The 26,895-nt window shown below is 71.1% G+C and carries 23 protein-coding genes; 10 read left to right on the top strand and 13 right to left on the bottom strand.

The features are described from left to right. Positions 1-69 precede the first annotated feature (69 nt). From acnA to DEJ03_RS05730, 3 genes are all read left to right on the top strand, one after another. Positions 70-2,886 carry an aconitate hydratase AcnA gene (gene acnA / locus DEJ03_RS05740; protein ID WP_110863850.1) on the top strand — a complete coding sequence of 939 codons (2,817 nt, stop codon included), beginning with the start codon at positions 70-72 and terminating at the stop codon, positions 2,884-2,886. A gap of 132 nt (positions 2,887-3,018) precedes the next feature. Beyond that, positions 3,019-4,956 (top strand): 1-deoxy-D-xylulose-5-phosphate synthase, encoded by a 1,938-nt coding sequence (gene dxs / locus DEJ03_RS05735; RefSeq protein WP_110863849.1) that lies wholly within the window; start codon positions 3,019-3,021, stop codon positions 4,954-4,956. 165 nt (positions 4,957-5,121) lie between these two features. Continuing rightward, the gene (locus DEJ03_RS05730; RefSeq protein WP_181422615.1) at positions 5,122-5,856 is read left to right on the top strand and encodes a hypothetical protein; all 735 of its coding nucleotides are present in this window, start codon (positions 5,122-5,124) and stop codon (positions 5,854-5,856) included. Positions 5,857-6,007: 151 nt separating this feature from the next. Here DEJ03_RS05730 and DEJ03_RS05725 read toward each other — a convergent pair whose 3' ends face one another. From DEJ03_RS05725 to DEJ03_RS05710, 4 genes are all read right to left on the bottom strand, one after another. Next, the gene (locus tag DEJ03_RS05725) at positions 6,008-8,146 is read right to left on the bottom strand and encodes a 3-hydroxyacyl-CoA dehydrogenase NAD-binding domain-containing protein (RefSeq protein WP_110863847.1); all 2,139 of its coding nucleotides are present in this window, start codon (positions 8,144-8,146) and stop codon (positions 6,008-6,010) included. Between the two features lie 2 nt (positions 8,147-8,148). After that, the gene (locus tag DEJ03_RS05720) at positions 8,149-9,366 is read right to left on the bottom strand and encodes a thiolase family protein (RefSeq protein ID WP_110863846.1); all 1,218 of its coding nucleotides are present in this window, start codon (positions 9,364-9,366) and stop codon (positions 8,149-8,151) included. Between the two features lie 128 nt (positions 9,367-9,494). Next, positions 9,495-10,832: an HRDC domain-containing protein gene (locus DEJ03_RS05715; RefSeq protein ID WP_375334813.1), complete on the bottom strand. Its 1,338-nt coding sequence runs from the start codon at positions 10,830-10,832 to the stop codon at positions 9,495-9,497. Further along, a complete protein-coding gene (locus DEJ03_RS05710) occupies positions 10,829-11,410 on the bottom strand; it encodes a DUF3000 domain-containing protein (protein ID WP_017886108.1) in 582 nt (193 codons plus the stop codon). The genes DEJ03_RS05715 and DEJ03_RS05710 overlap by 4 nt, the downstream gene beginning before the upstream one ends. Before the next feature lie 23 nt (positions 11,411-11,433). Between DEJ03_RS05710 and DEJ03_RS05705 the strand changes: the two genes are divergently transcribed. After that, positions 11,434-12,657 (top strand): alpha/beta fold hydrolase, encoded by a 1,224-nt coding sequence (locus tag DEJ03_RS05705; protein WP_111232797.1) that lies wholly within the window; start codon positions 11,434-11,436, stop codon positions 12,655-12,657. 73 nt (positions 12,658-12,730) lie between these two features. Here DEJ03_RS05705 and DEJ03_RS05700 read toward each other — a convergent pair whose 3' ends face one another. Continuing rightward, positions 12,731-13,189: a SufE family protein gene (locus tag DEJ03_RS05700; RefSeq protein WP_027465483.1), complete on the bottom strand. Its 459-nt coding sequence runs from the start codon at positions 13,187-13,189 to the stop codon at positions 12,731-12,733. After that, on the bottom strand, positions 13,186-14,097 hold the full coding sequence (locus DEJ03_RS05695) for a sulfurtransferase (RefSeq protein WP_110863844.1): 912 nt from the start codon (positions 14,095-14,097) through the stop codon (positions 13,186-13,188). The genes DEJ03_RS05700 and DEJ03_RS05695 overlap by 4 nt, the downstream gene beginning before the upstream one ends. Before the next feature lie 155 nt (positions 14,098-14,252). On the opposite strand from DEJ03_RS05695, the gene zapE reads away from it, so the two are divergent. Continuing rightward, the gene (zapE, locus tag DEJ03_RS05690) at positions 14,253-15,275 is read left to right on the top strand and encodes a cell division protein ZapE (RefSeq protein WP_110863843.1); all 1,023 of its coding nucleotides are present in this window, start codon (positions 14,253-14,255) and stop codon (positions 15,273-15,275) included. A gap of 210 nt (positions 15,276-15,485) precedes the next feature. After that, positions 15,486-16,760, top strand: a complete 1,275-nt coding sequence (locus DEJ03_RS05685; RefSeq protein WP_110863842.1) for an ammonium transporter — start codon at positions 15,486-15,488, stop codon at positions 16,758-16,760. Between the two features lie 197 nt (positions 16,761-16,957). On the opposite strand, the gene DEJ03_RS05680 is transcribed toward DEJ03_RS05685, so the two are convergent. After that, the gene (locus DEJ03_RS05680; RefSeq protein WP_071403939.1) at positions 16,958-17,929 is read right to left on the bottom strand and encodes an aldo/keto reductase; all 972 of its coding nucleotides are present in this window, start codon (positions 17,927-17,929) and stop codon (positions 16,958-16,960) included. 116 nt (positions 17,930-18,045) lie between these two features. On the opposite strand from DEJ03_RS05680, the gene DEJ03_RS05675 reads away from it, so the two are divergent. Together DEJ03_RS05675 and DEJ03_RS05670 are read left to right on the top strand one after the other, a co-directional pair. Further along, positions 18,046-18,453, top strand: coding sequence for a ChaB family protein (locus DEJ03_RS05675; RefSeq protein ID WP_110863841.1), 408 nt, complete (start codon positions 18,046-18,048; stop codon positions 18,451-18,453). Between the two features lie 67 nt (positions 18,454-18,520). Beyond that, complete coding sequence (locus DEJ03_RS05670; protein WP_110863840.1) at positions 18,521-19,489, top strand: beta-ketoacyl-ACP synthase III; 969 nt, start codon at positions 18,521-18,523, stop codon at positions 19,487-19,489. 116 nt (positions 19,490-19,605) lie between these two features. Here DEJ03_RS05670 and DEJ03_RS05665 read toward each other — a convergent pair whose 3' ends face one another. After that, positions 19,606-20,478: a hypothetical protein gene (locus DEJ03_RS05665; RefSeq protein WP_181422614.1), complete on the bottom strand. Its 873-nt coding sequence runs from the start codon at positions 20,476-20,478 to the stop codon at positions 19,606-19,608. Between the two features lie 38 nt (positions 20,479-20,516). Between DEJ03_RS05665 and DEJ03_RS05660 the strand changes: the two genes are divergently transcribed. Continuing rightward, positions 20,517-21,164 carry a hypothetical protein gene (locus DEJ03_RS05660; protein ID WP_110863839.1) on the top strand — a complete coding sequence of 216 codons (648 nt, stop codon included), beginning with the start codon at positions 20,517-20,519 and terminating at the stop codon, positions 21,162-21,164. 17 nt (positions 21,165-21,181) lie between these two features. Here the strand turns inward: DEJ03_RS05660 and DEJ03_RS05655 are convergent, their stop codons facing one another. From DEJ03_RS05655 to DEJ03_RS05635, 5 genes are all read right to left on the bottom strand, one after another. Beyond that, positions 21,182-22,102: a hypothetical protein gene (locus DEJ03_RS05655; RefSeq protein ID WP_110863838.1), complete on the bottom strand. Its 921-nt coding sequence runs from the start codon at positions 22,100-22,102 to the stop codon at positions 21,182-21,184. A 258-nt stretch (positions 22,103-22,360) separates the two neighbouring features. After that, positions 22,361-22,729, bottom strand: a complete 369-nt coding sequence (gene fliW / locus DEJ03_RS05650) for a flagellar assembly protein FliW (RefSeq protein ID WP_027465503.1) — start codon at positions 22,727-22,729, stop codon at positions 22,361-22,363. Continuing rightward, a complete protein-coding gene (locus DEJ03_RS05645; protein ID WP_110863837.1) occupies positions 22,726-23,607 on the bottom strand; it encodes a flagellin in 882 nt (293 codons plus the stop codon). Before DEJ03_RS05645 ends, fliW begins: the two co-directional genes overlap by 4 nt. A gap of 2 nt (positions 23,608-23,609) precedes the next feature. Next, complete coding sequence (gene flgK / locus DEJ03_RS05640; protein ID WP_110863836.1) at positions 23,610-25,031, bottom strand: flagellar hook-associated protein FlgK; 1,422 nt, start codon at positions 25,029-25,031, stop codon at positions 23,610-23,612. Positions 25,032-25,035: 4 nt separating this feature from the next. After that, positions 25,036-25,521: a flagellar protein FlgN gene (locus tag DEJ03_RS05635; RefSeq protein ID WP_110863835.1), complete on the bottom strand. Its 486-nt coding sequence runs from the start codon at positions 25,519-25,521 to the stop codon at positions 25,036-25,038. Positions 25,522-25,964: 443 nt separating this feature from the next. On the opposite strand from DEJ03_RS05635, the gene DEJ03_RS05630 reads away from it, so the two are divergent. Then, on the top strand, positions 25,965-26,780 hold the full coding sequence (locus DEJ03_RS05630; protein WP_110863834.1) for a sigma-70 family RNA polymerase sigma factor: 816 nt from the start codon (positions 25,965-25,967) through the stop codon (positions 26,778-26,780). The last annotated feature ends 115 nt before the right edge of the window (positions 26,781-26,895 follow it).

The following is a 26,895-nucleotide window of genomic DNA, read 5'->3' as shown; positions in this document are numbered from 1 at the left end:
TGCCTTGCTGGTGGGACGGTCCACGGCCCGCGAGGATGAGGGCAAACCGATCAGTAGGGAGGCGGCACGGTGGCTGCAGTCAATAGCTTCGGCTCGAAGGACACACTGTCGGTTGGGGGTGTCGACTACGCGATCCACCGGATCGACTCGGTTCCCGGGCACGAGAAGTTGCCCTACAGCCTGAAGGTGCTGCTCGAGAACCTCCTGCGCACCGAGGACGGCAAGAACGTCACCGAGGGGCAGATCCGCACGCTCGGCTCCTGGCGGCCCGACGCGGAACCCGACACCGAGATCCAGTTCTCGCCGGCACGCGTCGTCATGCAGGACTTCACGGGTGTGCCGTGCATCGTCGACCTCGCCACCATGCGCGAGGCCATGGCGGACATCGGCGGCGACCCGAACAAGATCAACCCGCTGTCCCCGGCCGAGATGGTCATCGACCACTCCGTCATCGCCGACCTGTTCGGCAGCACGGACGCCCTGCAGCGCAACACGGACCTGGAGTACGAGCGGAACGGTGAGCGCTACCAGTTCCTCCGCTGGGGCCAGACCGCGTTCGAGGACTTCAAGGTCGTCCCGCCGGGCACCGGCATCGTCCACCAGGTCAACATCGAGTACCTGGCGAAGGTCACCTACACGCGTGACTTCGACGGCGAGACGTACGCGTACCCGGACACCCTGGTCGGTACCGACTCGCACACCACGATGGTGAACGGCCTCGGCGTGCTCGGCTGGGGCGTCGGCGGCATCGAGGCCGAGGCCGCGATGCTCGGCCAGCCCGTGTCGATGCTCATCCCGAAGGTCGTCGGCTTCAAGCTCTCCGGTGAGATCCCGGCCGGCGTGACCGCGACCGACGTGGTGCTCACCATCACGCAGGAGCTCCGCAAGCACGGCGTCGTCGGCAAGTTCGTCGAGTTCTACGGCGAGGGCGTCGGCGCCGTCCCGCTCGCCAACCGCGCCACCATCGGCAACATGTCGCCCGAGTTCGGTTCGACGGCGGCGATCTTCCCGGTCGACGACGTCACGCTGGACTACCTGCGGCTGACCGGTCGCGACGAGGCGCAGATCGCCCTGGTCGAGGCCTACTCCAAGGCCCAGGGGCTGTGGCACGACGCCTCGGTCGAGCCGAACTACTCCGAGTACATGGAGCTCGACCTCTCCACGGTCGTGCCCTCCATCTCCGGCCCGAAGCGTCCGCAGGACCGCATCGAGCTCACGAACGCGAAGACCCAGTTCGAGCTCGACCTGAACAACTACACGACGCCGTCCGAGCAGACCGACCTCGACGACGCGGTCGAGGAGACGTTCCCGGCCTCCGACCCGATCGCCGCCGGTTCGACCAACGAGGACACTGCGCTGCACGAGCACGTGCACGTGTCGAGCGCACCGTCGACCGCCTCGGCGCCGACGAAGGTCGCGATGGACGGGGCCGACCCGTTCACGATCGACCACGGTGCCGTCGCGATCGCCGCCATCACGTCGTGCACGAACACGTCGAACCCGTCGGTCATGATGGCCGCCGGCATCCTCGCCCGGAACGCCGCGAAGAAGGGCCTCACCGCGAAGCCCTGGGTGAAGACCACCCTCGCACCCGGGTCGAAGGTCGTCACCGACTACTACGAGAAGGCCGGTCTCACCACCTACCTCGAGCAGCTCGGCTTCTACACGGTCGGCTACGGCTGCACCACCTGCATCGGCAACTCGGGCCCGCTGCCCGAGGAGATCTCGCAGGCCGTGCAGGACAACGACCTCGCCGTCACCGCGGTGCTCTCGGGCAACCGCAACTTCGAGGGCCGGATCAACCCCGACGTCAAGATGAACTACCTGGCGTCCCCGCCGCTGGTCATCGCCTACGCCCTCGCCGGGTCGATGCACTTCGACTTCGACAAGGACGCCCTCGGCACCGACCAGGACGGCAACGACGTCTACCTGACCGACATCTGGCCCGACGCGGCCGAGGTGCAGCAGGTCATCGACGAGTCGATCGACACCGAGATGTTCACCCACGAGTACGGCTCCGTGTTCGAGGGCGACGACCGCTGGAAGAACCTGCCGACCCCGACCGGCGACACCTTCGAGTGGGACCAGGAGTCGACCTACGTCCGGAAGCCCCCGTACTTCGAGGGCATGACGATGCAGCCCGACGCGGTCTCGGACATCTCCGGCGCCCGGGTGCTCGCGAAGCTCGGCGACTCGGTCACGACCGACCACATCTCGCCGGCCGGTTCGATCAAGGCCGACAGCCCCGCCGGCCAGTACCTCGCCGAGCACGGCGTCGACCGCAAGGACTTCAACTCCTACGGCTCGCGTCGCGGCAACCACGAGGTCATGATCCGTGGCACGTTCGCGAACATCCGTCTGCGCAACCAGCTGCTCGACGGCGTGGAGGGCGGGTACACCCGTGACTTCACGACGCCGGACGGTGCGCAGTCGTTCATCTACGACGCCTCGCAGCACTACCAGGAGCAGGGCATCCCGCTCGTCATCTTCGGTGGCAAGGAGTACGGCTCCGGCTCGTCCCGTGACTGGGCTGCCAAGGGCACGAACCTGCTCGGTGTCCGCGCGGTCATCACCGAGAGCTTCGAGCGGATCCACCGCTCGAACCTCATCGGCATGGGCGTCGTCCCGCTGCAGTTCCCGGCGGGCGAGACGGTCGAGTCCCTCGGGCTCGACGGCACCGAGATCGTCTCGATCTCCGGGCTGACCGAGCTGAACGAGGGCCGCACCCCGAAGACGGTGCACGTCACCGCGACGCCGAGCGAGCACTCGCCGGCCGGCAAGCAGCCGATCGAGTTCGACGCGGTCGTCCGCATCGACACCCCCGGCGAGGCCGACTACTACCGCAACGGCGGCATCCTGCAGTACGTGCTCCGCTCGCTCGTCTGAGCGTCGTGCGCACGGGTCGCTGACGCGACCGACGACCGGCCTGGAGGCGCGGTGCCAGCTGGCACCGCGCCTCCCGTCCGTTGTCGGGTCCCCGGAATAGAGTGGGCCGACAGCCCCACGAAAGGAGCGCCCGTGAGCCTGCTCGCCAGCATCACGTCGCCGCGCGACCTGAAGCGTCTCTCCGACGCGCAGATGACCGACCTCGCCGCCGAGATCCGGCGCTTCCTGGTCGCCGAGGTCGCGAAGACCGGTGGGCACCTCGGGCCGAACCTGGGCGTCGTGGAGCTGACGCTCGCGATGCACCGCGTGTTCGACTCGCCGAACGACCCGTTCGTCTTCGACACCGGGCACCAGTCGTACGTGCACAAGCTCGTCACCGGGCGCCAGGACTTCTCGAAGCTGCGCGAACGCGGCGGCATCGCCGGCTACCCGCAGCGGAGTGAGTCCGAACACGACATCGTCGAGTCCTCGCACGCGTCATCGTCGCTGTCGTGGGCCGACGGCATCTCCCGCGCGTTCGGGCAGACCGGGCAGACCGACCGCACCGTCGTCGCGGTGGTGGGGGACGGCGCGCTCACCGGCGGCATGACGTGGGAGGCGCTCAACAACATCTCCGACGACAACGACCGTCGACTGGTCATCGTCGTCAACGACAACGGCCGCTCGTACGCCCCGACGATCGGTGGCATGGCGCGGTTTCTGAGCTCCGTGCGCACCCGCCGCGAGTACCGGGCCCTGTACGAGGGCACGCAGGCCGTGGCGGCCCGGTTCGGCGCTCCGGGACGTGCGGTCTACCGAGGCATGCGCGGGGGCCTGCACGGCTTCCTGTCGCGGCTGACGAACAACGAGGCGCTGTACTCGAACCTCGACATCAAGTACATCGGCCCGGTGAACGGGCACGACCAGCAGGCGATGGAGGCAGCGCTCCGGCAGGCCAAGGAGTACGGCGCTCCCGTGATCGTGCACGCGATCACCGAGAAGGGCCACGGCTTCGAGCCCGCACTGCGCGACCAGGCCGACCAGTTCCACGCGGTCGGGCACATCGACCCGGAGACGGGGGAGTCGCTCGACGCCGCGTCGGGTCCGTCGTGGACGTCGGTGTTCGCGTCTTCCCTGGCCGAAGCCGGCGCCTCGGATCCTCGGATCGTCGCCATCACGGCGGCGATGCTCCGGCCGACGGGGCTCCACCTGTTCCAGGAGCAGCACCCCGACCGGGTCTACGACGTCGGCATCGCCGAGCAGCACGCCGTGACGACCGCCGCGGGCCTCGCCTACGGCGGTCTCCACCCGGTGGTGGCGCTCTACGCGACGTTCCTGAACCGCGCGTTCGACCAGGTGCTGATGGACGTCGCCCTGCACAAGGCTGGCGTGACGTTCGTGCTCGACCGTGCCGGCATCACCGGCCCGGACGGCCCCTCGCACCACGGCATGTGGGACCTCGCGCTGCTGCAGGTGGTGCCGGGGATCCGGATCGCCGCGCCCCGCGATGCTGCGACCCTGCGCGAGGAGTTCCGCGAGGCGATCGCCGTCGACGACGCCCCCACCGTGCTTCGGTGGTCGAAGGGGCAGGTCGGGCCGGACATCCCCGCGGTCCGTCGTCTCTCGGATGGCGTGGACGTCCTGCACGCAGCCGCGGACGACGTCGAGGACGTGCTCTTCGTCGCCGTCGGGTCGATGGTGCCGGTGGCGCTCGAGGCCGCGGCGCTGCTCGAGGCGCAGGGCATCGGCGTCACCGTTGTGGACCCGCGTTGGGTGGTGCCGATCCCGACGTCGCTGATCGAGCTCTCGCGGACGCACCGGCTCGTGATCACCATCGAGGACGGCGTGCGGGTCGGGGGCGTCGGGACCCGGCTGCGGCAGGACCTGCGCGCTGCCGGGGTCGACACCGGGGTGAACGAGCTCGGGCTGCCCGACGCGTTCATCGACCACGCGACCCGGTCGCAGATCCTCGCCGACGCGGGGCTGACGGCGCAGGCCATCGCCCGCGACGTCATCGACCAGGTCGTCGGGACGAAGTTGCCGCAGGCGAAGCCCGCGCGGTCCCGCGAGTCGGCGGCGTCCGACCGCTGACGCCTGACGGCTGACGGCTGACCGCTCGGAACCAGGTTCCGGACACGGCACCACGTTCCTCCGCGGTGCTGTGTCCGGCACCTGGTTCGGTGGGAGGCCGCCTTGCCGCCGTGCTGCCATGCCGCGAGGTGCATGTGCCACGGGGACGTCTGGCAGGATCGCCACATGCGACGGGGGCTCAGGACGGTGACGGTGGGGCTCTGCCTCGCCGTGTTGGCGCTGACTTCGGGGTGTTCGGCGATGAACGACGGTTCGGTCGCGCCGGAGCTCGGTGCTGATGCCCGGGTCGGTGCCAGACAGACGATGCACCGCGTGATCGACTGGGATGGCGGGGAAGCGGTCCACCGGGTCGATGCCACCTGGACCGACTCCTGCGGGCACGCGAGCAACTCCGGCTTCTTCCAGGCCGCTGCAGGAACCACGTGCCGGATCGACGCCGGAGTGGTCGACACGATCGACGGTGCGACCACACCGGTCGACGCGGTGCGCATCGTCGGCCCAGCGCTTCGTGCAGGCGGCCTGACCGACGAGGACCTCGTGGCGCAGGCGATCCGGCCGGACAGATCGACACCGTCCTTGATCGATGTCGGTGGGCGGCAGTCGATCGCACTCGGCAGCGATGTCGGCCAGGACCGGTTCGCCGTCGTCCGGGTCCGTGGTTGGGACCAGTCACTCGGACTGTGGCAACCGGACGGATCGTCCGTCGTGCAGTCCGCGCCGGGACTCGGTGTCGACCGACGAGACGACGCCGTGCGGGCGAGCGGGGCGGACTACGTGCTCGTCGTGACGCACAGCGCCGACTACTTCACGTCGTACGACAACGAGCCGCCCGAGCCGCCGGCACCCCGGCCGTCGGTGCCGCCGTGCTTCAGTGGCAGCAACGACTGCGTCGGTGGCTGACGGCGGCGCACGTTAGCAGACGCCCGGGCTGCTGTCGGAGTCGGTGGCACGCCTCGGCGCCGCACAATCAAAGTCACCCCGAACCACGGCGATCCGCGGTTCGGGGTGACTTTGGTTGTGCGGCGGTGCCGCCTTCGAGACCGAGTCGGCTCTAGCGGGAAGCGGGGCCGACGATCCGGGGCTCGTGGAACGTGCCGCCGAAGACCCGCTCGGACGCACCGGAGCGGTCGAGGTACGGGCTGATCCCACCGGCCTGGAACGGGTAGCCGGCACCGAGGATGAGCCCGAGGTCGATCTCCTCGACGTGCTCCACGACCCGGTCCTCGAGCATGCGGTGCAGCTCGTCGGCCAGGGCGTCCTCGAACCGGCGCTGCATCTCGGCGGCGTCGACCGGCTTCGCGTCCTTCTTGGAGGGCGCGACGAGCTTCACGGCGGCGGGGTCGTACCCGGTCGCGTTGCCCTTCTTGTCGCGGGTCAGGATCGTCCCGTGCTCGGCGATCTTCTTCAGCCCGTCACCGGGGTAGAAGCGCTCCGGCCAGGCCGCGTGGTGCGAGTCGAGCACGTGCGCGCCGACCGGCAGCCCGACGAGCTCGAGCAGCTCGAACGGCGACATCGGCAAACCGAGGGGCGCGGCACCCTGGGCGACGGTGTCGAACGAGGTGCCCTCTTCCACGCCGCGCATCGCCTCGCCGAGCACCCGCGCGAGCACCCGGTTGACGACGAAGCCCGGCTGGTCCGCGGTGATGATCGCGGTCTTCTTCAGGGTCTTCGCGACGGCGAGGGCGGTGACGAGGGCCTCGTCCGAGGTCTTCGCCGCGCGCACCACCTCGAGCAGCGGCATGACCGCGACCGGGTTGAAGAAGTGGAAGCCGACGAGTCGCTCCGGGTTGGTGAGGACCGACGCCATCTCGTCGACGGAGAGCGACGACGTGTTCGTGGCGAGGATGGCGTCCGGTGCGATGACCTGCTCGATCTTCCGGAGGACCTCCTGCTTGACGGTCATCTCCTCGAAGACGGCCTCGATCACCCAGTCGGCGTCGGCGAAGGCGTCGTAGGACACCGAGCCGCTGACGAGTGCGGTGATGCGGTTCGCGTCGTCGGGGGAGATCCGGCCCTTGTCGAGCAGCTTCGCGACCTCGCCGCGGATCCGCTCGACGCCGGCGTCCACACGGGACTGGTCGACGTCGGTGATGACGACGGGGACGCCGAGACGTCGGGCGAACAGCAGCGCGAACTGCGACGCCATCAGCCCGGCGCCGAGGACGCCGACCTTCGTGATCTTCTTCGGTTCGACGCCCTCGGGAGCGCCGACGGGCTTCTTTGCACGCTTCTGCACGAGGTCGAAGGCGTACATCGACGCGGCGAACTGGTCGCCCGAGATGAGGTCGGCGAGGGCCTCGTCCTCGTCTGCGAAGCGTTCGTCGAGCGAGCCCGACTTGGCGGCGGCGACGAGGTCGAGCGCCCGGAACGGCGACTTCGGCACGGTGCCGATCTTCGACGCGACCTGTCCGCGGGCGACCTTGACGACGGTGCCCCAGGCGGCCTTCTCGAGCATGCCCGGTTCGTTCTTCCGCACCACCTTGGTCGTTCCGGTGATGACGCCGTCCGCCCAGGCCACGGCCGAGGGCAGGAACGTGACGGACGGGACGAGCACGTCGCCGATGCCGATCTCGACCGCGGCCGGACCGTCCATCAGGCGGTTGTTCTTGAGCGGGTTCTCGACGATGACGCGGAGCGCGCGCTCCGGGCCGATCAAGCGGGGGAGCAGCGTCGCGCCGCCCCAGCCGGGGATGATGCCGAGGAACACCTCGGGCAGGCCGATGCCCTGCGCCGCGGACGAGAACGCCCGGTAGGTGCAGTGCAGGGCGATCTCGAGCCCACCGCCGAGCGCCAGGGTGTTCACGAACGCGAACGACGGCACCCCGAGGTCGGCGAACTTGCGGAGCGTGGCGTGCCCGAGGGCGGCCAGGTCGTGGGCGGCCTCGCGCGACGGGACCGCCGCTGCCTGCGACAGGTCGGCGCCGGCGGCGAAGCAGTACTCCTTGCCGGTGATCGCGACGCCCTGGATCGTGCCCGCGGCGGCCTCGGTCTTCAGGGTGTCGAGCACGCCGGACAGCTCACGGAGCGTGCGGGGCCCGAGGGTGTTCGGCCGCTTGTAGTCCTTGCCGTTGTCGAGCGTGATGAGCGCCAGCGTGCCACCCGAGGGCATCGTGACGTACTTGACGAACGAGTGCGTGACGACCTCGTCCTCGCTGAGTTCGGCCAGTCGGTCGTTGTCGACGATGGTCATGGTCACGCCCCCTTCCGAGCCGAACGCTCGGCCGACTTGCTGTGGTTCGGGTTCTCCCAGATGACGGTGCCGCCCTGGCCGAGCCCGATGCACATCGTGGTGATGCCGTACTTGACGTCCGGTCGCTCGGCGAACTGTGCGGCGAGCTGGTTCATCAGCCGGACACCACTCGACGCGAGCGGGTGGCCGACGGCGATCGCGCCGCCCCAGGCGTTCACGTTCGGGGAGTCCTGGGCGATGCCGTAGTTGTCGAGGAACGCGAGCACCTGGACGGCGAACGCCTCGTTGATCTCGAACAGGCCGATGTCGTCGATCGACAGGCCGGCCTTCGACAGGGCCTTGTCGGTCGCGGGGACCGGGCCGACGCCCATGACCTCGGGCTCGACGCCGGCGAAGGCGAACGAGACCATGCGCATCTTCGTCGACAGTCCGTGCTGCTTCGCACCGTCCTCGGACGCGAGCAGGCTCATGGTCGCACCGTCGTTCAGACCGGCGGCGTTGCCGGCGGTGACCCGTCCGTGGGGCCGGAACGGCGTCTTCAACGCGGCCAGCGCCTCCAGGGTGGTCCCCGGCCGCGGCGGCTCGTCGGTGCTGACGACGTCCCAGCCGTCGCCCTTGTTGACCTCGACCGGGATGACGTCCGGCTGGAGCTTCCCGTTCGCCCATGCGGCGGCGTAGCGCTGCTGGGACTGGACGGCGTAGGCGTCCGTGCGGTCCTTCGTGATCGCGGGGAAGCGGTCGTGCAGGCGCTCCGCGGTGGCGCCCATGACGAGGGCGTCGCTCGAGACCATGCGCTCCGCGACGAAGCGTGGGTTCGGGTCGGCGTTGAAGCCCATCGGGTGCCGGCCCATGTGCTCGACACCACCGGCGATCGCGATGTCGGCGGCGCCGAAGGCGATGGCACCCGCGAGCGTCGTGACGCTCGTCATGGCACCGGCACACATGCGATCGATCGCGTAGCCGGGAACCGACTTCGGCAGACCAGCGAGCATGCCCACGGTGCGGCCGAGCGTCAGCCCCTGGTCACCCTGCTGCGTGGTGGCCGCGACGGCGACGTCGTCCACCGCTGCGGTGTCGAAGGTGTTCCGGTCGAGCAGTCCGCGCATCGCGTGCACCGCGAGGTCGTCGGACCGGGTCTTCCAGAACACCCCCTTCTCGCCGGCTCGTCCGAACGGTGTGCGAACGCCGTCCACGAACACGACGTCTGATGCCTTTGGCAATCCGGGCCTCCCAGATCCTCATCGATCGGGCCGGAACGCAGGTCGCTCCGGCCTGGCCGGGCCTCGCCCGGCGACCCTCCCGACGCTATGCCCCCAGCCTGGGCGGCCGCATGCCGGTTGGGCAGTTCCTACGACTCGTCGTCGTCCGTCGCCGCGGGCCGCTGTGCAGCAGCCACAAAGGCCGAGGCGATGATCGACGCGAGTTCCTCGACCTGCCACGGGCGGGCGTCGTGCTCGGCGAGGGCGGCGCCGACCAGTTCGGTCGACGGCGGCGACGGCGGGGCCCACGACACGAGCCGGAGCGTCTCCGGCGTGAGCAGGTTCTCGAGCGGGATGTCGAGTTCCTCGGCACGCTTCGTCACCGCCGCGCGCGCGGCCTTGTACCGGCGGTCGGCGGCCGGGTTGCGGTCCGCCCAGGCTCGGGGCGGGGGCAGGGTGGCCTCGCCGGCACCGCGCAGACGGGGGAGGTCCTCGGTGGTGCGGCCTTCCTCGACGGCGGCCCACCAGCGGTCGAGCTCGGAACGGCTGGCGCGGCCCGTGAACGTCTTCAGCGCACCGAGTTCGGCGCGGGACTCGGGTGCAGCGGCCGCGGCGGCGACGATCGCCGAGTCGGGGATCGTGCGCCCGGGGGCGATGTCCGCCTGTCGGGCGTACTCGTCGCGGGCGAGCCAGAGCGACCGGGCGATCGCCAGTGCTCGCGCACCACGGAGCGCGTGCATGCCGGACAGGCGACGCCAGGGCTCGGCACGGGCGGGCTTCGGCGCACGGTGCAGGACCGCGTCGAACTCCTCCTGGGCGATCCGGGTCTTGCCGGCCTCGTCGAGCTTCTCGGCGAGGGCATCGCGGAGGTCGGGCAGCAGCTCGACGTCGAGCGACGCGTAGACGAGCCACGACTGCGGCAGGGGACGGGTCGACCAGTCGGCGGCCGAGTGCGCCTTGGCCAGGGTGATGCCGAGCAGCTGCTCGACGACGGCGCCGAGGCCGACGCGGGGGAACCCGGCGATCCGGGCACCGAGCTCGGTGTCGAAGATGCGCGTCGGGACGAGGCCGACCTCCTGCAGGCACGGCAGGTCCTGCGAGGCGGCGTGGAACAGCCACTCCTCGTCGACGATGGCGGCCTGCAGCTCCGAGAAGTCGCCGATCGGGATCGGGTCGAACAGGAACGCACCGGCACCGCGGCGGAAGACCTGGATCAGGTAGGCGCGCTGCGAGTAGCGGTAGCCGCTGGCGCGCTCGGCGTCGACCGCGACGGGGCCGTGGCCGGCGGCGATGGCGGCGACCGCCTCGAGGTAGTCCTCGCGGGTGTCGATGACCTTGACGGCGTCGTGCGACGCCTCGAAGGCGGGGCCGGCGGCGGCAGCAGTCGGGCCGGCAGCGGCAGCCGGAGCAGTCGAACCGGCAGCCGTGGCTGCGGGCGCAGCCGGGCCGGTCGATCCAGCGGCGTCCTGGGGAGCGGGGTCGGTCACTTGGCGAGCCTCCTCGGGGCCAGCAGGGTCACGCCGTCCGATGCGGGCGGCAGACCGGCGAGCATGGCGACGATGTCCTGCCAGGCCCGGACGTGTGCGGTGAGGTCGTCGCCGCGTGGTGTCCACGACGCGCGGAGTTCCAGCTGGGCGCCGTCGCCCTGTGCGGCGAGGTCGCCGTACCCGCGCGAGATGATCTTGGTGGCTGTGCCCGAGGCGTGGTCGTACGTCGCACCGTGCGACTCGAGCGCGTCGACGAGCCAGCTCCAGGTGACGTCGGCGACGAACTCGTCGACGCCGATCTCCGGCTCGAGCGGCGCCTGCGCGAACGAGACGACACGGAACGCGCCGCCCCAGCCCTCGGGTTCTTCCGGGTCGTACAGGGCGATGAACCGACCGGTCCCCAGGTCCGACTCCACCCCGTGCGCGGTGCCGGACACGTCCGCCGCCAGGGCGATCGAGAACGGTGCGATCCGGGTCGGCGAGGGGATCTCGGTGACGGTGGTCTCGGCACGGCCGCTGCCGCCGGACACGAACGCGCGGAGCCGCGCGAAGGCGTCGGGCTCTCGGGTTTCGGACACACATGCAGACTAGGCTCCGGGCCATGTCCCGATCCGCGCGACCCGCCGAGGACGTCGTCCAGGAGACCGCTCGATCCGCCGGGTTCATCGCACTCGGCGCCGGTCTGGCAGCTGCCGCGGTGGGGACGGCCGTCATCGGTGGCTTCGTCGCCGCCGTCGCCCGCGCCGTCGTCACCCCCGACCGCAAGCGCAACGAACGCGTCCCGATCCACGCCGTCGACCCCGTCCGGAAGACCGTCACGATCGAGCGCACGGCCGACACCGAGCTGCAGGGCCGCTACTCGCTCTGGTTCGGCGGCGGCACCGGCCACATGCGCGTCGGCGAGGTCCTCGGCACGACCGACACCACCGTCACGCGCCGCATCATCGCGATCGACGCCGGCGATCCGACCGCCGCCCGTCGCGGACGCTGGGGCGGCTGGTTCTACCTGACCCCGGGCGAACTCGACGTGCCCGTCGAGGACGTCGACATCCCCACCCCGAACGGCCCCGCCCCCGCCTGGGTCGTCCGCGCCGACGACCCGGCAGCGCCGTGGGCCGTCCTGGTGCACGGCCGCGGTGTGACCCGTGCCGAGACGATCCGCGCCGTCCCCGTCTTCCGCGCCGCCGGGTACTCGGTCGTGCTCGCCTCGTGGCGGAACGACGGCGTCGCCCCGCCGAGCGTCGACGGCCGCTACGGCCTCGGCAGCACCGAGTGGGAGGACGTCGACTCCGTCCTCCGCTGGCTCACCGCGCAGGACGCCCAGAGCGTCGTGCTCATGGGCTGGTCGATGGGCGGCGCCGTCGTGCTGCAGACCCTGCTCCGCTCGCGCTTCGCCGGCCTGGTCGACGGGGTGGTCCTCGAGTCCCCGGTGGTCGACTGGCACGCCGTGCTGAAGTCGCAGAGCCAGCTCCTGCGCCTGCCACGTCCGGTCCGCAAGGTCGCGCAGCGGCTGCTCCGCACGCCGGTGCTGTACCGGCTCGCCGGGCTCCAGGCTCCTGTGGACCTGCGCGAGCTCGACATGGTCACGCGATCCGACGAGCTCACGGTGCCGATCCTGCTGCTGCACAGCGACGACGACGGGTTCGTTCCGTCCTCGGCCTCACACGACCTGGCCCGCGCACGGCCCGACCTGGTGCGGCTCGAGATCCAGACCACGGCCCGGCACACCAAGCTCTGGAACCACGACGCCGACTGGTTCGACGCCCGGATCCTCGCGTGGCTGACCGAGGTGGTCCAGCGGCGCGGGGCGGCCAGCGCGCGGTAGACGCAACCGGAGGAACGGACGGGAGGCGCGGTGCCAGCTGGCACCGCGCCTCCCGTCCGTCAGTGGGTCGCGTCTACGCGACCGCCGCCTGTACCTGACGCTGCACGCGGCCGAGCATGCCCACCATGCCGCGGATCCGCAGGGGGCTGACCGCCTCGGACAGGCCGATGGTCAACGGGTAGTCCGTCGGGACGGCGAGCACCTGCTCGACGGTCAGGCCGGACAGTCCCTGTGCCAGGATCGAGGCGAAGCCGCGGGTGGTCGGCGCCTCGCGCGGGGCGGTGGCGTGCATCCGGACCACGTCCGGGGCGTCGCCGTCCTCGCCCACCGTCACGGTGATGAAGACGGGGGACTGGCACTCCTCGACGCGTTCGAGCTCGTCCTCGTGCCCCTGCAGGCGTTCGGGTAGCGCAGGCAGCTCGTTCGAGAACTCGAGCAGGAGCTGCAGGCGGTCCTTCTGTCCCAGGGCGAGGAAGTCGTCGCGGATCTCGGCGAGGGTGGCGGGGAGTGGTGCGTCGGTGCTGGCGTTCATCGGTTCGGAACAGTACCCGGCTCGGATCCCTGCACGATGGGGACGCGGACGGCGCTGCCCCACTCGGTCCACGAGCCGTCGTAGTTGCGGACGTTGTCGTAGCCGAGCAGGTGCTGCAGGACGAACCAGGTGTGGCTCGAGCGCTCACCGATGCGGCAGTAGGCGATGACCTCGTCGGCGTCACCGATGCCGGCGCCGTCACGGTAGACGGCGTCGAGCTCGGCGCGCGACTTGAAGGTGCCGTCGGGGGCGGCGGCCGTCGCCCAGGGGATGTTCACGGCGGTGGGGACGTGGCCGCCGCGCAGCGCGCCCTCTTCCGGGTAGTCGGGCGCGGTCGTGCGCTCCCCGCTGTACTCCGGGGCGCTGCGGACGTCGATGAGCGGCTTGCCGAGGTGCGCGAGGACGTCGTCCTTGAAGGCGCGGACGGGCTCGTCGTGGCGCTCGACGACGGGGTACTCGACGGGCGTGACCGGGGTCTCGTCGGTGGTCAGGGCGCGGTCCTCGGCGATCCACTTGCCGCGACCGCCGTCGAGCAGGCGGACGTCCTCGTGGCCGAACAGGGTGAGCACCCAGAGGGCGTACGCCGCCCACCAGTTGTTCTTGTCGCCGTAGATCACGACCGTGGTGTCGCGGCCGATGCCCTTGCCGCCGAGGAGCTCGGCGAACGCGGCGCCGTCGATGTAGTCGCGCTGCACCGGGTCGTTGAGGTCGGTGTGCCAGTCGATCTTCACGGCGCCCGGGATGTGGCCCGTCTCGTAGAGCAGGACGTCCTCGTCGGACTCGACGACCACCAGGTCGGGCGCGCCGGCCCCGGCGTCGAGTTGCTCCTGCAGCCACTCGGTGGAGACGAGGCGCTCCGGGTGCGCGTAGGCGGCGAACTTCTCGGACGGGTCGACCGGTGCGGTCATCGGGGGTACCTCCAGGGGTGCGGGGGAGCGTGGTGCGGGGCGAGCATGGTGCCCGGGTGCGTGCTGCCGGCGCCGGACTAGGATCGGGCGTCGGTGCCTGTGGGCAACGGTACGCGGACGTACCGTGCCCCTGACGCAACGTGACACCCCACGACATGCTTCCCGGAAGGGTTCCCCGATTGCCCGCTCACCTCGTCGACCGTGATCCCCAGGTGACGCCGCAGCAGATGGCTGCGGCGCTCGTGCCCCCGCCGCAGTTCACGGACGCGTCGTTCGACTCGTACCGGCCGGACCCGGACTACGACTCGCAGGCCTCGGTCCGCGATGCCGTCGCCGCGTTCGTGGCCGCCGGTCCGACGGAGGCCCCGCGGCGCGGGCTGTTCGGGCGCCGGAAGCAGGCGGCGGAACCCGCGGCGAAGTCCGGTGTGTACCTGGACGGCGGGTTCGGTGTCGGCAAGACCCACCTGCTCGCAGCCGCCTACCACGCGGCCACCGGCCGGAAGACATTCGGCACCTTCATCGAGTACACCGCGCTCGTGGGCGCCCTGGGGTTCCAGGGGACCGTCGACCTGCTCCGCGGCACCGCACTGGTGTGCATCGACGAGTTCGAGCTCGACGACCCGGGCGACACGATGGTGATGACCCGGCTCATCAAGGAACTGACCGAGACCGGCACCCGCTTCGCCGCGACGTCGAACACGCCCCCGGGAGCCCTGGGCGAGGGGCGCTTCGCCGCGCAGGACTTCCTGCGCGAGATCCAGGCGATGTCGGACCGCTTCGACACCATGCGCATCGACGGCCTCGACTACCGCCGACGTGCCGTGGACGAGTCGGCGCAGGTGGTGTCCGACGTGCCCGCCGCGCTGCCGTCCGGCACCGTGACGCTCGACGACTTCGGCGCGGTGGTCGCGCACCTGGGTTCCGTGCACCCCTCGAAGTACGTCGCGCTGGTCGAGGACCTCGACGCCGTCGGGCTCACCGACGTCCGGGCGTTCACCGACCAGACCGACGCGCTGCGCTGGGTCGCCCTGGTGGACCGGCTGTACGACGCGCAGGTGCGCATCGTCGCGTCAGGCACGCCGCTCGACCAGGTGTACCCCGACGTGATGCTCGAGGGCGGGTACCGCAAGAAGTACCTGCGCGCGGCGTCCCGCGTGGTGGCGCTCACCCGCGCCTGAGCGTCGCTCGCCGTCAGACCGATCTGTCCACGGCGGTCTCCTGCCCCTCGCGCAGGGGACATCGGGCCGCTGGAAACACGACGTTTACAAACGGCGCGGTCGCGTTACATCCGCGAAACAGTTCGTGCTCCCTCGTGAAACCTCGCCTCGCCAGACTCTGTGACACCCGAGGCGGTCCAAGAGCCGCTCGTGCAATCGAGAGGTGAGCAGATGCTTGATCAGGGCAACACGACGTTCGTGTTGGTGATGGCTGCGCTGGTGTTGTTCATGACACCCGGCCTGGCCTTCTTCTACGGCGGCTTGGTGAAGGCCAAGTCCGTCATCTCCATGATGATGATGTCGTTCGGTGCGATCGCGCTCGTGAGCGTGCTCTGGGTGGTCTACGGCTACGCGATCGCCTTCGCCAACCACGGCGACGGCACGGCGGTCTCCGGCGTGGTCGGGTTCTTCAGCATCGACTGGAACCAGATCGGCCTCGGTCAGGCCTTCGAGGAGGCGCAGTCCTCGAACATCCAGGCGGCGTACCCGTCGATGGCCTTCGTCGGGTTCCAGGCGACGTTCGCGATCATCACCGTCGCGCTCATCTCCGGTGCCATCGCCGACCGCGCCAAGTTCGGCGCGTGGATGGTCTTCGCCGGCGTCTGGGTCACGGTCGTCTACTTCCCGGTCGCCTCGTGGGTCTTCAACCTGACCTCGGGCTGGGCCGCCACGTGGGGCGTCATCGACTTCGCCGGTGGCACCGCGGTGCACATCAACGCCGGTGCAGCGGGTCTCGCCCTGGCAATCGTCCTCGGCAAGCGCGTCGGCTTCGCCAAGGGCGCGCACAAGCCGCACAACCCGCCCTTCGTCCTCCTCGGTGCCGCCATCCTGTGGTTCGGCTGGTTCGGCTTCAACGCCGGCTCCGAGGGCGCTGCTGACGGCATCGCCGCGATCGCCTGGGTGAACACCCTCGCCGCCCCGGCCGCCGCCATCCTCGGCTGGCTGCTCATCGAGAAGCTCAAGGACGGCAAGGCCACCTCCGTCGGTGCCGCATCGGGTGCCGTCACCGGCCTCGTCGCGATCACCCCGGCCTGTGCCGCGCTGACCCCGGGCTGGGGCATCCTGCTCGGCTTCCTCGCCGGCATCGTCTGCTGCTTCGCGATCGACTGGAAGTACCGCCTGGGCTTCGACGACTCGCTCGACGTGGTCGGCGTCCACCTGGTCGGCGGCATCTTCGGCACGCTGTTCCTCGGCTTCTTCGCCAACGACACCGGCCTGATCTACTCCGGCTCGTTCGAGCAGCTCGGCAAGCAGGCCGTGGCGGCCCTCGCCGTCGGCCTCTACTCGTTCGTGCTCGCCCTGGTCATCGGGTTCGCCATCGAGAAGACGATGGGCTTCCGCGTCAAGACCGAGGACGAGGTCGCCGGCATCGACACCGCCGTCCACGGCGAAGAGGGCTACGTCCTCTACGAGCAGACCGACGACAGCCCGGTCAGCGTCCGCTAGTCACCAGGCACCACCCGCACGACGACGGGCCCCGCGCACACAGCAGCGCGGGGCCCGTCGTCGTTGCGTTGGTCGCGTTCTCGACGTGACCACGGCCGGGAGGCGCGGTGCGGGTCCGGCCCGCACCGCGCCTCCAGGCAGATGGTCGCGTCAGCGACCCGTTGGTTCCGTTGGTTCCGTTGGTTCCGTTGGTTCCGTCACCAGGCGTAGTCCTCCGGCGAGGTCTCGTGCCCCGGGAAGATCTCGTCGAGACGGTCCAGCGCACGCTGGTCGAGGCGGATGTCGACGGCGCGCACCGCGGACTCCCACTGCTCCATCGTGCGGGGGCCGGTGATCGGCGCCGTGACGCCGGGCTGGTGCAGCAGCCAGGCGAGTGCCAACTCGCCGGGCGTGTGGCCGAGCTCCTTCGCGAACGACTCGTACGACTGCAGCTGGTCGCGGTGCGCGTCGACGTACTCGGCGCTGCGGCCGGAGAGCCGACGGGAGCCGTTCTCGGTCTTCTCGATGACGCCGCCGAGCAGGCCGCCCTGCAGCGGCGACCAGGGGATCACGCCGAGGCCGTACGCGCGGGCGGCGGGCAGGACCTCGCGCTCGACGTCGCGGACCACGAGGTTGTAGATCGACTGCTCGCTGACCAGGCCGAAGGTGTTCCGGCGCTTCGCTGCCTCCTGCGCCTGGGCGATGTGCCACCCGGCGAAGTTCGACGAGCCGACGTACAGGACCTTGCCCTGCTGCACGGCGACGTCGATCGCCTGCCAGATCTCGTCCCACGGCGTCGCACGGTCGACGTGGTGGAACTGGTACAGGTCGATGTGGTCGGTCTGCAGCCGCTGCAGGCTCGCGTCGAGCGACTGCCGGATGTTCAGGGCGCTCAGCTTGCCGCCGTTCGGCCAGTCGGTCATCTCGCCGTAGACCTTCGTGGCGAGGACCGTCTTCTCGCGGCGACCGCCACCCTTGGCGAACCACCGTCCGATGATCTCCTCGGTGGCACCCTTGCCCACCGAGCCGCCGTAGCCGTTGGCGGTGTCGAAGAAGTTGACGCCGAGCTCGTGGGCCCGGTCCATAATCGCGTGCGAGTCGTCCTCGCTGGTCTCCGGGCCGAAGTTCATCGTGCCGAGCACGGCGCGGGAGACGGACAGACCGGTGCGACCGAGGTGTGTGTAGTCCATGAGACGGGTCTACTCGTGACGCGCTGGTGGCGCCAGGCCCTGGGAGTACCGGTCGGGGCTTGGTGCTCGTTGTGCTGGTCGGAGTAGTCAGGGTGGACCACCCGAGAGGAGCAGCCATGCCAGCCAAGGACGAGATCCCCAGCACCCTGCAGCGGTCCCCGGAGCACGCGCAGGAGATCTTCGAGAAGACACTGGACTCGGCGAACGAGACGTACGGCCCGGGTGAGCGGGCGCACCGCACGGCGTTCGCCGCCGTGAAGCACGAGTACGAGAAGGTCGGCGACCACTGGGAGGAGAAGGAGTCCTCCGGGCCGTCCGACTCCGGTGCCGCCGGCTCGCGTGGTGCTGGCTCGGGCTCATCCGGGAAGACCGAGGGCGGTGTGGACGCGAACGCCTCGAAGGCGCACCTGATGGACGTCGCGAAGCGGCTCGACGTCAGCGGCCGCTCCAAGATGACGAAGGACGAGCTGGTCGAGGCGATCGGCAAGGCGAACGACCGCGCGACCGCTGCCGCGCGGAAGTGACCGTCGCGCGTGCCGGGCATGCCCCGCTCGGCATGCGGCGGTCGGGTGAGGGGGTAACGTGCCGACGATGAACATCCCAGTACTCCGCGGCAGCCGGATCCTCGGGTTCGGACACCACCAGCCCGAACGCGTCCTGACCAACGACGAGCTCTCGACGATGGTCGACACGAACGACGAGTGGATCCGCACCCGCACCGGGATCCAGACGCGTCGGATCGCCGGTCCCGACGACACCGTCACGTCGATGGCCATCGAGGCTGGGCGCCGTGCCCTCGCCGACGCCGGGGTGTCGCCCTCGGCCGTCGGACTCGTCATCGTCGCCTCCACCACCCACCAGGACCGCGCCCCGTACACGGCAGGCCGCGTCGCCGCTGCACTGGGCATGACGAACGGACCGGCGCCGATCGACATCAACACCGCGTGCAGCGGGTTCGAGTACGCGCTCGGGCTCGCCGACCAGTCCATCCGCACCGGTTCGGCCGACGTCGCGCTCGTCATCGGGTCCGAGGTGCTGTCCGGCATCGCCGACTGGACCGACCGGTCGACGTGCGTGCTCGTCGGTGACGGGGCCGGTGCCGCCGTGCTCGGGGTCGCCGAGACGCCCGAGATCGGCCCGGTGTCGTGGGGGAGCGTGCCGCACCTGCTCGACGCCGTGCGGGTGGAGGGCTCGCCGGGGCGCTTCAACCAGGAGGGTCGCTCGATCTACCGGTGGGCCATCACCGAGGCCGAGGGGCACGCCCGCAAGGTCGTCGAGGCCGCCGGACTCACGATGGACGACATCGAGGTGTTCGCGTTCCACCAGGCGAACCTGCGGATCATCGAGCCGCTCGTCACCGCGCTCGGCGGGGAATCGAAGTTCGTCATCCGAGACGTCGTCGAGTCCGGGAACACCTCGGCCGCCAGTGTGCCGCTCGGCCTGTCGAAGGCCTGGGAGCGCGGCGACCTCCCGGAAGGCGTGCCGGCCCTGCTGTTCGGGTTCGGTGGCGGGTTCGCCCACGCCGGGCAGGTCGTGACGACACCGGTGCGGTCCTTCTAGGCGCAGCTGCACGAACGGCCCGGGCTCGGCTGCTGAGCATCCGTGCCCGGGCCCTGCTCGGTCGTCGCGCCGGGCCGTTCTCGGTAGGCGTGCCGGACCGTTCTCGGTCGTCCTGGCTAACGCTTCGAGCGGGGGTCGTCCTGGCCCGGCTCGGTCCAGAGGTCCTGGTCCTTGCCCGTGCCGCGCTTCCACGGCAGGGCTCGCCGGGTCTTCTCGGCAGTCGGTGTGACCGTCAGCACGATGGGGAACTCCGCCGGCGGCATCCCGAACCCGGTCCGCGACGCCTGGATCACCTTGCGCCCCAGGGCGTGGTTCCCCAGACCGCCGACGGCCGCTCCGATGCCGAACGGGAGCGCGCGGCCGAGGACCGAACCGCCCTGCCGGATGGCGAAGCGCTTGATGAACTGGTCACGGACCTGTCCGCCGATGCCGTTGACGACCTGCTTCGGCAGCGAGGACGTCACCATCTCGCCCCAGAATGCCGTCCGGGCCTGCCCGCCGGCAGCCTGGCCGGCGAGCTGCTTGATGAGCTGCGTGCCCGGTGCGCCGAGGATCATCGCCATCACCAGCGTGCGGGCGCGCTCCGGGTCGTCCAGCGCGATGCCGTGGACCTCGGTCACCGACTGTGCGAACAGCGCGGTGGTCTCGAGGAACCCGACCGTCTCGGCGCCGCTCAGTCCGAGCGCAGCGGCCATCCCGACGCCGGGGATCACCGCGCTCGCGCCGACCGCGGCGCCACCGGTCGTGACCGCGGCCAGGTACTGCCGCTCGAGGATCTGGATCACCTCGGCGGGGGTCGCGTCGGGCTTGCGGCGACGGATCGCGTTGACGTGCGCGACCACGACGGGGCGCTGCACACTGATGACCCGATCGAGCCACTTGGCCCAGCCCGAGGGCTGGACCTGCTGCGTTCGGGGGTCGGACGTGGTGGGGGAAACCGGTGCGGTCGGCAGGGGCACGATCGACTGGTCCTTCGGGGCGCGGGCCATGCGCTCACCGTACGCCGCACACGTGAGAGGCTCGCTGGATGGACACCGACCCCGCGCAGCGAGCCCTCGACGACGCCCGTCGTGCGGCCGGGTTCCTGACCGTCCGGCAGGTGGCCGCCCTCGCGCCCGAGGTCCGGGTGCTCGATCCGGCGTCCGTCCTGATCGGGGAGGGCGTGTCGGTCCTGCCCGGCGTCGTGCTGTACCCGTCCACGACGCTCGAGACCCGTCACGGTGGGGCGATCACGCTGGCTGCCGGTGCCTGCCTGGGCCCCGGCCCCGTGACCGTCGTCGCGTCTGCGGCGACCGTGCACATCGGGGCGGGCGCCGAACTCGGCCCGGGCCCCGTCACCGTCGTCGCGGACGGGTCCGACGTCGTGATCGGTGGTCGGGCTCGCCTGACGGCCGGGTGTCTCGTCGAGGGGCCGGCGCGGATCGGTGCGGGCGCGCAGGTGCTCGGTCCGGTGTCCGTGCGTGACGTCGAGCTCGAGGACGGCGGCGACCACCGCGAACCCGACCCGGACCACCGCGGCGGCGTGGTCAAGGGCACCGGGCCGGTCCGTGGGGTGCGCGTGGGGCTCGGCGAGGTCGTGGTCGGTGGGGCAGTGGACATCGGGGCATCGTCCGGCCGGCCGCGGATCGAGCGTCAGCGCACGAACCACCCGGATGCGCCACGGCGCCCGCGCTGATCGTCCGGCACGCACCCTCAGCACGGGACACCCGCCCGCCGGAGGGCAGCCCGCACCCGGTCGGGCTGCATCAGGTCGGCCCACGAGAGCCGCACGACCGCCCGGACCTCGGGGAACGACCGGATGAAGTCCTCACGACGCTTCTCGCGCCAGTGCGCGTCCGCGGTGGAGCGCCCGTCGAGCAGCGCCGGGTCCTCGTACTTCGCGCGGCCGTCGACCTCGACCACGACGCCCTGGTCGGGGAACCAGAAGTCGATGACCGCCGTGGCCGATCCAGCCCGGGCGAACACGTGCTGCTGCACCGGCTCCGGCGCCCCGAGCTCCCGGAACCGCACGCGGCACACCGACTCCGCGGGTGAACCCGACAGCGCCGACCCCATCCCCACCGCGATCCCCGCCTTCGTCCGGGCGAAGACCAGCGATGTGAGTTCCGCGTCCAGCGCCTCACGGTCGGCGAGCCGACGGGAGAGCACGGCATCGACGACGGGGAGTGCTTCGAGCAAGGAGCGCGTGGCAGCGACGTCGATGGCGGTCCTCGCGGCCGTCGTCGTGGGGGTCGCCTGCTGATCGACGAGGACTGCGGGCGCTCGCCCCTGTGCACCGTGCCGGACGAACCACGCCGTGACACGGGTGTGCGGCGTGGTCGGATCGGCGAGGTGCACCTTGGGTGGGGCGGTCCCGATCAACGGGAGTCCGAGGACCGCGCAGGCAGACTGGTGTGAGACGACATCGGTCGCGCGGAGTCGGTGCGCCGAGGCCCGGACGAGCACGTGGTGCTGCTCACCGGGGTGCATCCCGTCGAGTGCATCCGGGCGGACGAGGACGCCGGGGCGGAGGCGTTCGTACCGTCCCCGTTGGACATCGCGCTCGAGCGCGCGGCGTTCAGCGGAGGTCGCACCCGTCGTGCGGATCAGTTCGACGTCGTTCGCTCTGGACATGGCACCAGGCTCGCCGAACCTCGTGGCCCAGCTCTCGCCGTCGTCCGATCTGTGGAGAGCCGGGCGGCGACGACGACCTGTGCAGGACTGACCAGCTGCAATGCGCGTGCATCTTGCGACGATCCACGCGTCGAACGACTCGTGTCTTGTCGTCACATGCACACGCAGCCTCTGCGTACACATCTTCCGACGATCCACGCCGAGAACGACTGGTGGAATGTCGCAGAACGGGTGTGAAGCAGCCGCGCGCGCCCCGCGCTACACCCGCGCGAGCTCCGCCCGCAGCGGCAGGTCCTGCTCCTCGAGGATGACCTGCGCGCCCACGGCCGTCCGGGCGTTCACGACGATCGGCGCGAGCAGGTTGACCGTGGTGCCGGACGCGCCGGGGTTCGCGACCACGAGCAGCATCGCGTCGGCGGGGTCGGTCAGCCCGAGCCCGGCGGCCTGCTCGTCGGTGAGCTCCGGCGCGTAGGACGGCAGGTGCACCGCGGCGTCGAGCAGGAACAGCCGTGCGTCGTCGCCGACGAGCGTGAACAGGCCCTCGGCGCCGTCGACCGGCGAGAGCTCGAAGGCCGCGGCGGGAGCGAGCCCGAACGGGGGGACGGCGAAGGTCAGGGAGATGCTCATCGGAGGTAGTCCATCAGGGTCGGCTGCAGGACCTTCGCGGTGACGGCGAGGGCTGCCTGGTAGTTGGTCTGCTGCACCTGCAGGTCGAGGACGGCCTTCGCGAGGTCGACGTCCTCGATGCCGGCGCGACGGCTCTCGAGCGAGACGGTCGCGGACTTCAGCGAGTCCTGCGCCGTGAGCGCGGCGGCGTGCCGGACGCCGACGTCGGCCTGGGCGCCGCGGACGGTCCCGAGCGCCGTGTCGACGTCCCCGATGCGAGCGTTCACGTTCACCCCGTTCTGCAGGTCACTGACGATGGAGTCGATCATGCCGAACACCGAGTCGTCGCCGGATCCGAAGACCGCGGTGCCGGTGGTGTCGACCCGCACCGTGGTGCCGTCGCCGACCCGACGGGACACGTCGGTGCCCGATGCCGCCCAACCCGTCGCGGGGTCGTAGGCGACAGCGGCGGTCGACGATCCCGCGAACACCGAGCGGGTGCCGTAGGTCGTGTTGGCCCGCGCCTCGAGGTCCGCCTTGAGCGACCGGAACTGCGTGACGAACGCGTCGCGGTCGGTGTCGCTCATGGTGCCGGAGTTCGCGGCCCGCACCGTGAGGTCGCGGACGTTGTTGAGCACCGAGTACACGCCGGACAGCGCACTGTCGGTGGTCGCGAGCCACGCCGCGGCGTCGTTCGCGTTCCGCGAGTACTGCGAGGCTGCGGCCTGCTCCTTGCGCACCTGCATCGACGACGCGGTGCCGACCGGGTCGTCCGAGGGCTTCTGGATGGCACGCAGCGTCGTGGCCTGGTCGGTGAGCTCGGCGACCCGCGCGGCACCGGCCTGCAGCCGGGCCGAGGCGGCCGCCATCGACATCTGGGTGGTCACACGGGTGATCACGATCAGCCCCTCCCGACGAGTCCGACGCGGTTGATGATGGTGTCGAGCATCTCGTCGACCGCGGTCAGGACGCGCGCCGCGCCCTGGTACGCGTGCTGGTAGCTCAGCAGGTTGACGTTCTCCTCGTCGAGGTCGACGCCGGCGCTCGACTGCTGCTGGTTGCGCGCGTTGGTGAGCGCGAGTCCGGTCATCGTCGATTCCGACGTGGCCGACCTGGAGGCGGTGCCCACCCCCGCCACGAACGTCGCCCAGACCTGGTCGGCACCGTCCGACGACGCCCCGAGTCGCGCGAGCGCGTCGGCGAACGAGTCGTCGAGTTCCCCCGCCGCGTTCCGCGTCGCCAGCCCACTGGCGTCCGTGGGGACGACGCCGAGTGCCTGGGCGGCGGGGACGCCGGCCGTCAGGGAGAAGAAGGGTGCGCCGGTGGTGCCGGCCGGGGTGGTCCCGGCGGCGTGCAGGGTGTTCACGGTCGTGGCGAGCCGCGTGGCCACGGCGTCGTAGGACGCGGAGGCCTCGGCGAGTGCGCCGCCGGTGCCGGTGCCGGACGCGGGTGCGAGGACCGTGAGGGCGCCACCGATCGACCCGCCGCTCAGTCCCACCACCCCGGCCGTGCCGGTGGTCCAGGTCAGGGTGACCGCGGTGCCGTCGGCGAGACGTTCGCCGCCGCCGAGGGCGACCGGGCGTGCGTCGGTGCCCTGCACGAGCGGGTTGCCGCCGAGGAGCACGTCGACCGTGCCGTCGGCGTTCGTCCGGGTGGTGCCGCCGGCGAGCGTGGCGATCTGCTGCGTGAGCTGGTCGCGCTGGTCGAGCAGCTCGTTGGCGTTGCCGCCCGAGGCGAGCGCGGTGCGGATCCGGCCGTTCAGGTCGGCGACCTGCTCCGCGGCGCCGTTCAGCTGGGCGACCTGCCCGGTCAGGGTGCCGCGCACCGAGGACCACTGCGCGTCGACGGCCTTCGAGCCGGCGGCCAGGGCGGCGACGACGGTGCCGGCGGCCCCGAGCACGGCACTGGCGGCACCCGGGTCGTCGGGGTGGCTGGCGAGCTCGCTCCAGGACGACCAGAACGCGTCGAGCTTGGCGCTCAGGCCGTCCTTGCCGGGCTCGTGCAACCCGGTCTCGAGGGCGGAGAGCGCCGTGGCGCGGGCATCGGCGTAGGCCGACGAACCGGCGGCGACGCGGACACCGGCGTCGAGCGTCAGGGACGCCAGGCGAGCGATGCCGTCGACCGAGACGCCCTGGCCGGCGAGGGCCGCGGTGCCCCGCATGAACCCGGTCTGGGTCGCGGGGATCGAGTTCTGCGTGACGCGCTGCCGCGTGTACCCGGCGGTGCCGGCGTTCGCGATGTTCTGGCCGGTGACGTCGATGCCGGCACGGGCGGCTGCGAGGCCGGAGTAGGCGGTCGCGAGGGATCCGAAGGTGCTGACCACGGTGCTACAGCGTCCCCTCGAACAGGCGGGCGCCGTCCTGGCCTGCGCCGGACGTCCCACTGGCGTCGTAGGTGGCGGCGCCGGTGACGGTCCCCGCCAGGGTCTCCTCGGTGGCCTGGGCGGCGACACGCAGGAACCGGTCGTTCTCGTCGCGCAGGGCGCCGATCTGCGTGGTCAGCTCGACCATCGCGGTGAGGTGCGACGACAGGATCTCGCCCCACGGCCCGTTCGGTGCCGCGGCGACGACGTCGCGCAGGGGAGCGTCGGCGGGGACGCCCCACCCCTCGGCGACCTCGGCGCTCTGCGCGGCGCGCTCGAGCCCGGTGCTGCGGAGCCGGTCGAGGACCTGCTCGACCTCGCGGCTGGCGTGCGACACCCAGCGGGAGCGGCCCGCGGTGAGCAGGAGCTGTTCCTCCTCGAGCTTGAAGGTGAGCAGTTCGAGCAGCTCGCGTTCGCGCCAGAGCACGGCGGACAGGTCGTTCACGCTCATCAGCTCCTCCCAGGTGGTGGTTCGTCGGGGTGGTCCCCGGTCCGTCATCCTGCGGACACCGGGACCTATCGACTCGGTGACCGCGACCGTAAGCCCCGGCGGCCGAGTGCCGTCCCCCGTACTCGTCGACTCTGTGACCCGATGACCCCCGTCGGGGGACAAGAACGAGCGTTCCCAACCCTGAGTCCCCCCAAATGCCGACCGGAAAGGGGGCCTGACACCCCCGCACTGGGGACGGTTGAGCACCTGTTCAGCGCATTGCCAGCCGATACATTCAGAACGCACCCCGGGGGACACCCGGAACCGCTCGGGAACGATGCGGGGTGCACCGCTCGGAGGGACCCGGGCGGGTCTTCGGCGTACGCACCGGCCATCCGAGGCCGGCGTCCGTCGCGCCCACGGACGGGTGAGCCGACACACGTCAGGTCGACCAGGGGAACAGCATGGACCGCACCGAACGCAACGCGATGATCGTGGAGCACCTCCCGCTCGTGGGCTACATCGTGGCCGACGTCCGCTCCCGGGCGACGCACCTGGATCGCGACGACCTCGCCGCCGTCGGGTCGCTCGCACTCGTCGCAGCCGCCGAGGCCTTCGACCCCACCCTCGGCGTGCCGTTCGGTGCCTACGCCCGCACCCGGATCGCCGGTGCGCTGGCCGACGACATGCGCTCGGCCGACTGGGCCTCCCGCGGAACCCGGAAGCGGATCCGCGAGACCCTGGCCACGCAGGAGGCCCTGTCCGCACGGCTCGGCCGGAGCGTCGGCGCCCAGGAGATCGCCGATGCCATGGGCGTCGACAAGCAGACCGCCGTCGACGCGATGAGCGACGCCGCCCGGACCGTCGCGCCGCTCGACGAGACCGTGCACGACCTCGTCTCCGCGGACCTGCCGCTCCCCGGGGACGACCTGCTCGAGACCGAGAAGCGCCGGTACCTCCGCGCCGCGGTCGAGGCCCTGCCGGAGCGGATGCGCTTCATCGTCGAGGCCGTGTACTTCGGCGACCGCTCGGTCACCGACGTCGCCGCCGAGCTCGGCATCACGCACTCGGCCGTCTCGCAGCAGCGCTCCGAGGCGATGCGCCTGCTCCAGGACGGTCTCGCCGCCCACTACGGCGACGGCACGACCGTCGAGCCCGCGAGCCGCACCACCGCGGCCCGCCGCAGCGCCTACCTCGCCCGTGTCGCCACGAACGCCGCCGCCGGTGTCGCCCGTGCCGTGCACGACGCCGCGTCCGGCCCGGCTGTCGCTGCGAGTTGAGACGTCGGCGGAAACTTCTCCGCCGATCCCCTAACGACTCCCGGCAACCGGTCGAGAGTCATCCATGTCAGCCCACGGACGGGCCGACGTACGACCCACATTCACGGAGGAAACC

It is taken from the genome of Curtobacterium sp. MCLR17_043 (genome assembly GCF_003224215.1).
GTDB classification, from domain to species: Bacteria; Actinomycetota; Actinomycetes; order Actinomycetales; family Microbacteriaceae; genus Curtobacterium; species Curtobacterium flaccumfaciens.
The sequence above is the reverse complement of the archived record's forward strand: the minus strand, read 5'-3'. Positions and strand labels throughout refer to the sequence as shown.